This is a genomic window from Streptomyces sp. NPDC059455 (assembly GCF_042750115.1).
GTDB classification, from domain to species: Bacteria; Actinomycetota; Actinomycetes; order Streptomycetales; family Streptomycetaceae; genus Streptomyces; species Streptomyces endocoffeicus.
This window is the reverse complement of the sequence record NZ_JBHYVB010000284.1, coordinates 1-11,605: the sequence shown is the minus strand read 5'-3', so window position 1 is coordinate 11,605 and position 11,605 is coordinate 1. Positions and strand designations below refer to the sequence as shown.

At 72.9% G+C, this 11,605-nt stretch carries 11 protein-coding genes; 8 read left to right on the top strand and 3 right to left on the bottom strand.

What is annotated here, in order from left to right:
- From ACFXB5_RS49075 to ACFXB5_RS49060, 4 genes are all read left to right on the top strand, one after another.
- Positions 1-348, top strand: a 348-nt coding sequence (locus ACFXB5_RS49075; protein WP_363328719.1) for a flavodoxin-dependent (E)-4-hydroxy-3-methylbut-2-enyl-diphosphate synthase, incomplete at its 5' end; no start/stop codon positions are given.
- Positions 349-618: 270 nt separating this feature from the next.
- Complete coding sequence (locus tag ACFXB5_RS49070) at positions 619-1,464, top strand: GNAT family N-acetyltransferase (RefSeq protein WP_385221394.1); 846 nt, start codon at positions 619-621, stop codon at positions 1,462-1,464.
- A 25-nt stretch (positions 1,465-1,489) separates the two neighbouring features.
- Positions 1,490-2,059, top strand: coding sequence for a GNAT family N-acetyltransferase (locus ACFXB5_RS49065; RefSeq protein WP_385221391.1), 570 nt, complete (start codon positions 1,490-1,492; stop codon positions 2,057-2,059).
- A 96-nt stretch (positions 2,060-2,155) separates the two neighbouring features.
- Positions 2,156-3,871, top strand: coding sequence for a proline--tRNA ligase (locus ACFXB5_RS49060; RefSeq protein ID WP_385221388.1), 1,716 nt, complete (start codon positions 2,156-2,158; stop codon positions 3,869-3,871).
- A gap of 121 nt (positions 3,872-3,992) precedes the next feature.
- Here the strand turns inward: ACFXB5_RS49060 and ACFXB5_RS49055 are convergent, their stop codons facing one another.
- From ACFXB5_RS49055 to ACFXB5_RS49045, 3 genes are read right to left on the bottom strand one after another with little or no spacing between them, the layout of a single operon-like run.
- Positions 3,993-4,937: an aminoglycoside phosphotransferase family protein gene (locus ACFXB5_RS49055; protein WP_385221385.1), complete on the bottom strand. Its 945-nt coding sequence runs from the start codon at positions 4,935-4,937 to the stop codon at positions 3,993-3,995.
- 31 nt (positions 4,938-4,968) lie between these two features.
- Entirely contained in the window at positions 4,969-5,472 is a 504-nt protein-coding gene (locus ACFXB5_RS49050; protein WP_201857867.1) for a ferritin-like domain-containing protein, read from the bottom strand.
- 57 nt (positions 5,473-5,529) lie between these two features.
- Positions 5,530-6,120: a hypothetical protein gene (locus ACFXB5_RS49045; RefSeq protein ID WP_385221382.1), complete on the bottom strand. Its 591-nt coding sequence runs from the start codon at positions 6,118-6,120 to the stop codon at positions 5,530-5,532.
- 278 nt (positions 6,121-6,398) lie between these two features.
- On the opposite strand from ACFXB5_RS49045, the gene rimP reads away from it, so the two are divergent.
- The 4 genes from rimP (at position 6,399) to infB (ending at position 11,589) form a co-directional block, all read left to right on the top strand.
- On the top strand, positions 6,399-6,923 hold the full coding sequence (gene rimP / locus ACFXB5_RS49040) for a ribosome maturation factor RimP (protein WP_385221379.1): 525 nt from the start codon (positions 6,399-6,401) through the stop codon (positions 6,921-6,923).
- Between the two features lie 2 nt (positions 6,924-6,925).
- Positions 6,926-7,918: a transcription termination factor NusA gene (nusA, locus tag ACFXB5_RS49035; RefSeq protein WP_385221376.1), complete on the top strand. Its 993-nt coding sequence runs from the start codon at positions 6,926-6,928 to the stop codon at positions 7,916-7,918.
- Between the two features lie 96 nt (positions 7,919-8,014).
- Positions 8,015-8,302, top strand: a complete 288-nt coding sequence (locus ACFXB5_RS49030) for a YlxR family protein (RefSeq protein WP_078559543.1) — start codon at positions 8,015-8,017, stop codon at positions 8,300-8,302.
- A 152-nt stretch (positions 8,303-8,454) separates the two neighbouring features.
- Positions 8,455-11,589, top strand: a complete 3,135-nt coding sequence (infB, locus tag ACFXB5_RS49025; protein ID WP_385221373.1) for a translation initiation factor IF-2 — start codon at positions 8,455-8,457, stop codon at positions 11,587-11,589.
- The last annotated feature ends 16 nt before the right edge of the window (positions 11,590-11,605 follow it).

The following is an 11,605-nucleotide window of genomic DNA, read 5'->3' as shown; positions in this document are numbered from 1 at the left end:
CAGCGGCGGCTGGAGATCGTCTCGTGTCCGTCGTGCGGTCGGGCGCAGGTGGATGTGTACAAGCTCGCGGACCAGGTGACGGCCGGTCTGGAGGGCATGGAGGTCCCGCTGCGGGTGGCGGTCATGGGATGTGTCGTCAACGGCCCCGGCGAGGCGCGCGAGGCGGACCTGGGCGTCGCCTCCGGCAATGGCAAGGGGCAGATCTTCGTCAAGGGCGAGGTCATCAAGACCGTGCCGGAGTCGAAGATCGTGGAGACCCTGATCGACGAGGCCATGAAGATCGCCGAGCAGATGGAGAAGGACGGCATCGCCTCCGGCGAACCCGAGGTTTCGGTCAGCGGCGGCTGAAAGCTGCGGGTGCCGTAGAGCTTCCGGGCGCTGGGGTCTTCCGGCCGGGGGCACCTCCCAGCGGTAGCTGGGGGAGACTGAAGCGCCCCGGCCGGGGGCACCTCCCAGCGGTAGCTGGGGGAGACTGAAGCGCCCCGGCCGGGGGCACCCCCCAGCGGTAGCTGGGGGAGAACCGAGCCCTCGGAAAAGGCCCGTCTTGGCCTGCGCGGTAGAGTCTGAGGATCGACGTCCCCGGCCCGCGGGCCCGCACCACGTGAGGCAGACCGACACGTGCTGACCACGTCCACCACTAGGGTCCTCGAGCCCCATGAGCTCGACGCGGCCCTTGCGGTGCTCGACCGCGACCCCGTCTCGAACGCCTTCGTGGCCGCCCGCGTCCAGGTCGCCGGCCTGGACCCGTGGCGGCTCGGCGGCGAGATGTGGGGCTGGTACTCCGGCGGACGGCTGGAGTCGCTCTGCTACGCCGGGGCCAACCTCGTGCCCATCTGCGCCACCCCCGAGGCCGTGCGCGGCTTCGCCGAGCGCGCCCGCCGGGCGGGCCGCCGCTGCTCCTCGATCGTCGGCCCCGCCGAGACCACCGCCGGGCTGTGGTCCCTGCTGGAGCCCAGCTGGGGCCCGGCCCGTGAGGTCCGCGCCCGTCAGCCGCTGATGGTCACCAGCTCGATGCCCGCCGACGTCCCGCCCGATCCGCTGGTGCGCCGCGTCTGTAAGGAAGAGATGGACGTGATCATGCCGGCATGCGTGGCGATGTTCACCGAGGAGGTCGGCGTCTCGCCGCTCGCGGGCGACGGCGGGCTGCTCTACCAGGCGCGGGTCGCCGAGCTCGTCACCGCCGGGCGCTCCTTCGCCCGGGTCGAGAACGGCCGGGTGGTGTTCAAGGCCGAGATCGGCGCGGTCACCCCGCACGCCTGCCAGATCCAGGGCGTATGGGTGGCCCCCGAGCACCGCGGCCGCGGCCTGTCCGAGACCGGAATGGCGGCCGTGCTGCGCTATGCGCTGAGCGAGGTCGCCCCGGTGGTGAGCCTGTACGTCAACGACTTCAACACCGCGGCCCGCGCCGCGTACCGCCGGGTCGGCTTCCGGGAAGTCGGCGCGTTCATGAGTGTGCTGTTCTGATCGACGGGCCAGTAGGGTGCCGCCCATGCTGCATCTCCCCGGGGGGCGGACCCCGGAACCCGAAGACGTCGTCGTCGGGTCGCTCGACCTCGCCGCACGCGTGGACGAAGCGCTCGACGTCCAGGCCGTCGCCTTCGGGCTGTCGGACGAGGAGGTCGGCGTACGACGCCACATCGTGCTGCGCCACCTCAAGAGCCCCGGCGCCCGCGCGCTCGGCGCGACCACGCCCTCCGGCCGGCTCGTCGGCTTCGTCTACGGCATGCCCAACAACCGCACCCACTGGTGGTCCACGGTGGTCCAGCCGTATCTGCGCGCGGCCGGGCACGACGACTGGCTGGACGACTCGTTCGTCATCACCGAGCTGCACGTCCACCCCGAGTACCAGCACCGCGGCATCGGCCGGCAGCTGATCACGACCATCACGGACGGCGCCGACGAGCCGCGCTCGATCCTGTCCGCGATCGACACCGAGAGCCCGGCCCGCGCGCTCTACCGCTCACTGGGTTACCGCGACCTCGCCCGCCCCGTGCTCTTCCCGAGCGCCCCGAGTCCGTACACCGTGATGGGAGCCCCCCTGCCGCTGCGCCGTCACTAGGCCCTGTCCGGCCGCCGCCGTGGCCTTACGCATTTCCGGGAAACCAGCCCGTGCGGCTAACCTCCTGAACATCCCATCGCACGCAGGAGAGACCCCATGGCCCACGCCGTCAACGTCCAGCGCATGTCCACGATGATGCTGAAGACGCTGCGCGAAGACCCGGCGGACGCCGAGACCGCCAGCCACAAGCTGCTCGTCCGCGCCGGGTACGTCCGCCGCGCCGCCGCGGGCATCTGGACCTGGCTGCCGATCGGCAAGAAGGTCCTGGAGAACGTCGCGCGGATCGTCCGCGAGGAGATGGACGCCATCGGCGCCCAGGAGGTCCTCCTGCCCGCGCTGCTGCCCCGCGAGCCGTACGAGACGAGCGGCCGCTGGGACGAGTACGGCGATCTGCTCTTCCGGATCAAGGACCGCAAGGGTGCCGACTACCTTCTGGGCCCGACCCATGAGGAGATCTTCACCCTGACGGTCAAGGACCAGTGCACGTCCTACAAGGACCTGCCGGTCATGCTCTACCAGATCCAGACCAAGTACCGGGACGAGGCCCGCCCCCGCTCCGGTGTGCTGCGCGGGCGCGAGTTCCTGATGAAGGACTCGTACTCCTTCGACACCACCGACGAGGGCCTCGCCGAGTCCTACCGGCTGCACCGCGAGGCGTACCAGCGGATCTTCCAGCGCCTCGGCCTGGACTACCGCATCGTCTCCGCGGTCTCCGGCGCGATGGGCGGCTCGGCCTCCGAGGAGTTCCTGGCCCCGGCGGCGGCCGGCGAGGACACCTTCGTCGACTGCCCGAACTGCGACTACGCCGCGAACACCGAGGCCGTCACGGTGACCGTGCCGCCGGTCGAGGGCGCCGGGCACGGCCCGCTCGAGGAGCTGGACACCCCCGACACCCCGACCATCGAGACCCTCGCCGAGTACCTCGGCGTCCCGGCCTCCGCCACCCTGAAGAACCTCCTGGTCAAGATCGACGGCGAGATCACCGCGGTGGGCGTCCCCGGCGACCGCGAGGTGGACCTGGGCAAGCTGGGCGAGCACCTGGCCCCGGCCGTCGTCGAGCTCGTCACGGCCGAGGACTTCGAGGGCCGCCCCGAGCTGGTGCGCGGCTACGTCGGCCCGCAGGGCCTGGCGGGCAAGTCCTTCCGCTACATCGCCGACCCGCGTGTCGCCCCCGGCACCGCCTGGGTGACCGGCGCCAACAAGCCCGACACCCACGCGCGCAACGTGGTCTGCGGCCGTGACTTCGAGGTCGACGAGTACCTCGACGTCGTCGTGGTCGAGCCGGGCGACCCCTGCCCCCGCTGCGGTGCGGGCATCGAGCTGGACCGGGCGATCGAGATCGGCCACATCTTCCAGCTCGGCCGCAAGTACGCCGACGCCTTCCAGCTCGATGTGCTCGGCCAGAACGGCAAGCCGACGCGGGTCACGATGGGCTCGTACGGCGTCGGCGTATCCCGCGCCGTCGCCGCCCTCGCCGAGCAGACCCACGACGAGTCCGGCCTCTGCTGGCCCCGCGAGGTCGCCCCGGCCGACGTCCACATCGTCGCGGCGGGCAAGGCCCTCCAGACCGAGATGGCCCTCGACCTCGCCGAGAAGCTGGGCACGGCGGGCCTGCGCGTCATGGTCGACGACCGCGCCGGTGTCTCCCCGGGCGTGAAGTTCACCGACTCCGAGCTGATCGGCGTCCCGGCCATCCTGGTCGTGGGCCGCGGCGCGAAGGACGGCGTCGTCGAGCTGAAGGACCGCCGCACGGGCGAGCGCGAGGACCTCCCCATCGACGAGGCCATCGCCCGCCTCACCACCACCGGCTGACGACCGCGGCGGCGCCGGGGGCGCGGCGCCGGGCGGCGAAGCCCGCGCCCCGGCCCCCCGCTGCCCGATCGCGTCGGAGACGCGGGACGAAAGCCGCACCCGGCCGGGCCGGGCGGCCCCGTCAGAGCCAGCCCGCGAACTCCAGCAGCAGCTCCGCGCGGCGGTGGTCGCCCGCGGCGGCGTGGCGCAGGCCCGTCTCGACGGCACGGTAGAGGGACCAGCCGCGCAGCCGGTCGCGGTCGACGTCCAGGGAATCCGCCAGCTTGGCGACCCGGCGGCGCGCGGCCGCGGCGGGGCCGGGTCCCGCGGCCAGGTCCTCGCAGCGGTCGAGCACCAGCCGCGCCAGGTCGTACGCGCGCTCGCCCACGACCGGCGCCGGACCCACCGCGAGCCAGGGCGCGCGCTCCCCGGACAGCACCTTCCCCTGCCGGAAGGCGCCGTGCAGCAGCACCTCCTCGGGCGGCTCGGCGGGCAGCGCCGCCCGCAGCTCCAGCGCCTCGTCGGTGAGCGGACGGGCCTCCGCCGCCCAGCCCCCGGTGCCGAGCACCCGCAGGATCTCCCGCTCCTCCTCGGTACGCCCGGTGACCGACGCGAACGGATGCCCCTCGGGCGGCGGCACCCACAGCCGCCGCACCGTGCCCGCCGCCTCCAGCAGCGCCTTCGGCTCGGGCAGCGAGCGCAGCGACACCGCGCCGTGCAGCCGCTCGAGCAGCAGCGCACCGGTGTCCGGGTCGGCGCGCAGCAGCCGGGCCGCGCCCCAGCCGTTCCAGTGCGCGAGGGCGGCCCGCTCACGGTCCGCGTCCGGGCCGGGGACCGGGAACTTCAGTGCCGCCGGGGTGCCGTCCGCCTGCCGTACGAGCGCGACGAGCCCGCGACGCCCCCCGGGTGCCGCGACCCGCTCCAGGGTCAGCTCCCAGGCCGCCAGCTGCCGCTCGGCCGTCCCGGGGAGGGCGTCCAGCCAGCTCCGCACGGCGCTCGCGGGGTCGTCGCTCAGCGCGTCCAGAAGCCGCTTCGGCACGTGGACGCGGTCCGTATCGCGGCCGTCGGGCCGTGGTGCCGATGCCATTCCTGAGCTGTCCCCTCCACCATCAATGTGGTCACACCCCGTCCGACCCACCGCTCGGCGACGCCGACGGAGTGGCCGGTGTGGCGTGTTCGGTGAGCCCAGGGAAGGCTACGCCGCCGCCCCGCCAGCGCACCGCCCGGACCGCCGCCTCCCGCAGCGCGCCCGCCGCCTGGCGGCGCAGGGATCCGGTCGAGGCCCGTACGAGGTCGGCGTAGACGGCGGCGACCCGGTTCTCCAGCTCGGCGGCGAGCCGCACCGCGGCGGGCGCGTCCGGCACCGCGAAGGGCAGGGCGTAGGCGGGCGCCGCGCTGGTGGGGCGGCCGCCGAGGTCGTGCACGGTGCGGGCGAGGTCGTCCCGGCGCGCGCGGTGCGCGGCGTAGCCCTCGCGCGCCTCCGCGAGCCGGTCGTCGCCGATCCGCCCGCCGACGACGCCGTAGCCGTACACCGCGGCGTGCTCGGCGGCGAGCGCCGCCTGCGCGGCCCTGAGCGCCGCGGCGCGTTCGCCGACGGCCGTGCGGTCTGCTCGAGCGGCCATGTCAGTACCCCTTCCCGGTGGTCCCGAGCGTGATCACTACGGTGGTCCCGAGCGTGATCACGAGTCCGTGTCGCGCTGCGTGAGGAGATACACGTGGGCGGCGCCGCAAGCCGCGACGGAGGCCAGCAGCCGGGCCAGCTCGGGTGGCGCGGTGGCGAGCGCGGCGGTGCGGGTGTCGGCGGTCTGGCGCTCGGCCTGGGCGAGGGCGGAGAGGGCCCGCTTCTCGTCCTCGGGGACCTTCGGCATCCGCCGTCCGCCCGCCGAGGGCGAGCGCGACACGGTCGCGGAGGGGGAGGAGGGGGAGGGGGACCGGCCCTCGGCGGCGAAGACCGCGACATGCCGGGCCGTCTCCTCCCGCAGCGGCGTCAGCCGCTCCGCGAGGGCGGGATGCGCGTCCACGGTCGCGTCGTAGCGCGCGAGGAGTGCGGTGGAGTCCCGCGCGCCCCGCGCCCGCAGCAGCGCGACGTCCGCCCCGCCGTCCGCCTCGCGCCGGGACCCGGAGTCGTCGGAGCAGCCGCTCAGCAGCGCGACGGCCCCCAGCGCCCCGCCGCCCAGCAGCAGACTCCGCCGCCGGGTCACCGGCGCGGCGCAGGCCGAAGCGGCGGCGGACGCTGAGGACGCGGGAGACGCGGCGGATGCTGCAGGCACGGTGGACGCGGCAGACGCGACGGACGCGGCGGGGACCGTGGAAATCGCGTCGGGCAGGGCTGTGGCACGGGGTGGGGGAGTGGTGATCGACACGTTCCTCTTTCCGGGCTGCGGCCGCTCCTGGCCGCCGGTAGTGATCACAGCAGGCGAGCGTACCCGCGCCGAGGCCGTCTGCCCGGCAGCGGCCACCGAATCGTCAGCCCGCCGCCGGAACAGATAGGCTTTGACCTGACACGCGACCTTCCCACAACAGCACACGCGGCCGAGGAGTCACCCGGATGAGCACCACCCAGAGCGAGAGGCTGCGCGGACTGCTGGAACCGCTCGTCAGCGCGCGAGACCTGGATCTGGAAGAGGTCGAGGTGACACCGGCCGGGCGGCGGCGCGTGCTGAGAGTGGTCGTGGATTCCGACGACGGCGTCCAGCTGGACACGTGTGCGGAGCTGAGCCGGGACATCTCCAAGACCCTCGACGACACGGACGCGATGGGCCAGACCGCGTACGTCCTCGAGGTCACCTCCCCCGGCGCCGAGCGCCCCCTGGCCGAGCCGCGCCACTACCGCCGTGCCGCCGGCCGCCTCATGAGAGCGCGCCTCGCCGACGGCGGCGAGCTGGTGGCCCGGATCGTCTCGGTGGACGACGAGGGCCTCGAGCTGGAGGTCCCCGGTGTGAAGGGGCGCAAGCCCACCGCCAGGCGGCTGGCCTTCGAGGAGATCTCCAAGGCCCGGGTGGAGATCGAGTTCAACCGCACGTCCGCGGACAAGGCCGCGGGCGACGACGACGAGAGCAAGGAGGAGGCGTAGCCGTGGACATCGACATGAGTGCCCTGCGGGGTCTGGTGCGAGAGAAGGAGATCTCCTTCGACCTGCTGGTCGAGGCGATCGAATCGGCCCTCCTCATCGCCTATCACCGCACCGAGGGAAGCCGCCGCCGGGCCCGCGTGGAGCTCAACCGCGACACCGGCCATGTGACCGTGTGGGCCCGCGAGGACGCCGAGGACCTGGCGGAGGGGCAGGAGCCCCGGGAGTTCGACGACACCCCCTCCGGCTTCGGCCGGATCGCCGCGATGACCGCGAAGCAGGTCATCCTGCAGCGGCTGCGGGACGCCGAGGAGGAGATCACCTTCGGCGAGTACGCGGGGCGGGAGGGCGATGTCGTCGCCGGTGTCGTCCAGCAGGGCAAGGACCCCAAGAACGTGCTGGTGGACATCGGCCGTCTCGAGGCGATCCTGCCGGTGCAGGAGCAGGTCCCGGGCGAGGACTACGCCCACGGCACCCGGCTGCGCACGTACGTCGTACGAGTCGTCAAGGGCGTGCGCGGTCCGTCGGTGACTCTTTCGCGTACGCATCCCAATCTGGTCAAGAAACTCTTCGCGCTCGAGGTGCCGGAGATCGCGGACGGCTCGGTGGAGATCGCGGCGATCGCCCGTGAGGCGGGCCACCGCACCAAGATCGCGGTCCGGTCCACCCGTGCGGGGCTGAACGCCAAGGGCGCGTGCATCGGCCCGATGGGCGGGCGGGTCCGCAGCGTGATGGCCGAACTGCACGGCGAGAAGATCGACATCGTCGACTGGTCGGACGACCCCGCTGACCTCGTGGCGAACGCGCTGTCACCCGCGCGGGTGAGCAAGGTCGAGGTGGTCGATCTGGCGGCCCGCTCGGCCCGGGTCACCGTGCCGGACTACCAGCTGTCGCTCGCCATCGGCAAAGAGGGGCAGAACGCCCGGCTGGCCGCGCGGCTGACCGGCTGGCGGATCGACATCCGGCCGGACACCGAGCAGTCGGGTGATCAAGGCTGATTCAGGCCGGATCCCCCGGGACCCGGGCCAAATCGAGTGACGGTTCGATCACTCCCCCCAGGGAGTGAGGTCCGTACGGGGAGGTAGACTTAAGCAGTGTCTGGCCGCACGCGAGCTGGTGCCTGCCCTGAGAGAACCTGTGTGGGATGCCGGGATCGGGCGGCCAAGAACGATCTGCTGCGCATCGTGCTGATCGAGGGTGTTTGTGTCCCCGATCGGCGCGGTACGCTCCCCGGTCGGGGTGCTTATGTTCACCCCACACGGGTCTGCCTTGACCTGGCGGTTCGCCGCCGGGCCTTTTCCCGGGCCTTCAGGGGGCCGGGAGCGCTCGACACCACGGCGCTCCGCCGGTTTGTCGAGCAGGGTGAACAGGCGACACCCTGAGTAGTTGAAAGAACGGCACGGGACACCGTGCGGTCAGGTACCTCGCGAGTCGGAAGTAGGTCGAGATTGCGATGAGCACTCGATGAGTACGCGATGAGTACGCCCATGAAGTAGCGACGGTCCGGCGACAACCCGGACCTAAAAGGAGCGAAGTGGCTAAGGTCCGGGTATACGAACTCGCCAAGGAGTTCGGAGTTGAGAGCAAGGTCGTCATGGCCAAGCTCCAGGAACTCGGTGAATTTGTACGTTCGGCGTCCTCGACGATCGAGGCGCCGGTTGTGCGCAAGTTGACTGACGCTTTCCAGGGTGGCAACGGCTCCGGCCGCGCCGCTGGTAAGCCCTCGGCGCCGCGTAAGGCGACGCCCAAGCCGCCGACCCCAGGTCCGGCGGCGGCGGCCCGTCCGGCCGCCCCCAAGCCCCCGGCGCCCGGCCCCAAGCCGGCCGGTGCCCCCGCCGAGGGCCAGCGCGGCACCCGCTCCGCGGCGCCCGCTCCGGGCCCGCGTCCCACTCCGGCGGCCCGTCCGGCCCCCGGCCCCAAGCCGGGCCCCGCGCCGGCGGCTCCGGCGCAGCCCGAGTTCACCGCGCCGCCGGCCCCCGCGCCCAAGCCCGCCGCGGCCAAGCCGGGCACGCCCGGCAAGCCGGGTGCCACTCCCGGTCCCGGTCCGCGCCCCGGCGCCCGTCCGGGCGCACCGGGCCAGCGCGACGGCGGTCAGCGTGAGGGTGGCCAGCGCGAGGGCGGCCAGGGTGGTGGCCGTGGTGGCCCGCGTCCGGGTCAGGAGCGTCCGCGTCCGGGCGGTCCCCGTCCGGCCGGTCCCCGTCCCGGTAACAACCCCTTCACCTCCGGTGGCTCCACCGGTATGGCGCGCCCGCAGGCGCCCCGTCCCGGCGGCGCCCCGCGTCCCGGCGGCCAGCCCGGCGGCGGTCCTCGTCCGCAGGGCGGCGGCCAGGGCGGTCCGGGCCGTGGCCAGGGCGGTCCCGGCGGTCCCCGTCCCACTCCGGGCCAGATGCCCCGTCCGCAGGGCGCCCAGGGTGGCGGTCCGCGTCCGGGTCCCGGTGGCGCGCGTCCGAACCCGGGCATGATGCCGCAGCGTCCGGCCGCGGGCCCGCGTCCGGGTCCTGGCGGCGGCGGTGGCGGTCGCGGTCCCGGCGGTGGCGGTCGTCCCGGCGGTGCCGGCGGCGGTCGTCCCGGTGGTGGCGGCGGCTTCGCCGGTCGTCCCGGTGGTGGCGGTGGCGGTCGTCCCGGTGGCGGCGGCGGTTTCGCCGGCCGTCCGGGGGGTCCCGGCGGCGGTGGCGGCTTCGGTGGCGGCGGTGGCCGTCCCGGCTTCGGCGGCCGTCCCGGCGGTCCCGGTGGCCGCGGTGGCACGCAGGGTGCGTTCGGCCGTCCCGGCGGTCCGGCGCGTCGTGGCCGTAAGTCGAAGCGGCAGAGGCGCCAGGAGTACGAGGCCATGCAGGCCCCGTCGGTCGGCGGCGTGATGCTGCCGCGCGGCAACGGCCAGACGGTCCGGCTGTCGCGGGGTGCCTCTCTCACCGACTTCGCGGAGAAGATCAACGCCAACCCGGCGTCGCTGGTCGCCGTCATGCTCAACCTCGGCGAGATGGTCACCGCGACGCAGTCCGTCTCCGACGAGACGCTTCAGCTGCTCGCCGACGAGATGAACTACAACGTCGAGATCGTCAGCCCGGAGGAGGAGGACCGCGAGCTTCTCGAGTCCTTCGACATCGAGTTCGGCGAGGACGAGGGCGGCGAGGAGATGCTCTCCGCGCGTCCGCCGGTGGTGACCGTCATGGGTCACGTCGACCACGGTAAGACCCGACTGCTGGACGCGATCCGCAAGACCAACGTGGTCGCGGGCGAGGCCGGCGGCATCACCCAGCACATCGGTGCCTACCAGGTCTCGACCGAGGTCAACGACGAAGAGCGCAGGATCACCTTCATCGACACCCCGGGTCACGAGGCGTTCACCGCCATGCGTGCCCGTGGTGCCAAGTCGACCGACATCGCGATCCTCGTGGTGGCGGCCAACGACGGTGTGATGCCCCAGACGATCGAGGCGCTGAACCACGCCAAGGCGGCCGATGTGCCGATCGTGGTCGCGGTCAACAAGATCGACGTCGAGGGCGCGGACCCGACCAAGGTGCGCGGTCAGCTGACCGAGTACGGCCTGGTGGCCGAGGAGTACGGCGGCGACACCATGTTCGTCGACATCTCCGCCAAGCAGGGTCTGCACATCGACAGCCTGCTGGAGGCCGTCGTCCTCACCGCCGACGCCTCGCTCGACCTGCGGGCCAACTCGGAGCAGGACGCACAGGGCATCGCGATCGAGGCCCACCTCGACCGCGGCCGCGGCGCCGTGGCCACCGTGCTGGTCCAGCGCGGCACCCTGCGGGTCGGCGACACGATGGTCGTCGGCGACGCGTACGGCCGCGTCCGGGCGATGCTCGACGACAACGGGAACAACGTGGTGGAGGCCGGCCCGGCGACCCCGGTCCTGGTGCTCGGTCTGACCAACGTGCCCGGTGCGGGTGACAACTTCCTCGTCGTGGACGAGGACCGCACCGCCCGCCAGATCGCCGAGAAGCGCGCCGCCCGCGAGCGGAACGCGGCCTTCGCCAAGCGCACCCGCCGGGTCTCCCTGGAGGACCTGGACAAGGTGCTCAAGGCCGGTCAGGTCCAGCAGCTCAACCTCATCATCAAGGGCGACGCGTCCGGTTCGGTGGAGGCTCTCGAGTCCTCGCTGCTCCAGCTCGACGTCGGCGAAGAGGTGGACCTGCGGGTGCTGCACCGCGGTGTGGGTGCGGTCACCGAGACCGACATCGACCTGGCGACGGGCTCGGACGCCATCGTCATCGGCTTCAACGTGCGCGCCGACGGGCGTGCCACGCAGATGGCCGAGCGCGAGGGCGTGGACGTCCGCTACTACTCGGTCATCTACCAGGTGATCGAGGAGATCGAGGCGGCCCTGAAGGGCATGCTCAAGCCGGAGTACGAAGAGGTCGAGCTCGGTACGGCGGAGATCCGCGAGGTCTTCCGCTCGTCCAAGCTGGGCAACATCGCGGGTGTGCTCATCCGCTCCGGTGAGGTCAAGCGGAACACCAAGGCCCGTCTCGTCCGCGACGGCAAGGTCATCGCGGAGAACCTCAACATCGAGGGCCTGCGCCGCTTCAAGGACGACGTCACCGAGATTCGGGAAGGCTTCGAGGGCGGTATCAACCTCGGCAGCTACAACGACATCAAGATCGACGACGTCATCGCGACGTACGAGATGCGCGAGAAGCCGCGCGGCTGACAAGCGGCGGCGGGGC

Bases quoted from the DNA above. Each gene is read 5' to 3' on its own strand.
- ACFXB5_RS49065 (WP_385221391.1), top strand. From the start codon at position 1,490: ATGCTGCATCTCCCCGGGGGGCGGACCCCGGAACCCGAAGACGTCGTC.
- ACFXB5_RS49060 (WP_385221388.1), top strand. From the start codon at position 2,156: ATGGCCCACGCCGTCAACGTCCAGCGCATGTCCACGATGATGCTGAAG.
- ACFXB5_RS49055 (WP_385221385.1), bottom strand. From the start codon at position 4,937: ATGGCATCGGCACCACGGCCCGACGGCCGCGATACGGACCGCGTCCAC.
- ACFXB5_RS49050 (WP_201857867.1), bottom strand. From the start codon at position 5,472: ATGGCCGCTCGAGCAGACCGCACGGCCGTCGGCGAACGCGCCGCGGCG.
- rimP (WP_385221379.1), top strand. From the start codon at position 6,399: ATGAGCACCACCCAGAGCGAGAGGCTGCGCGGACTGCTGGAACCGCTC.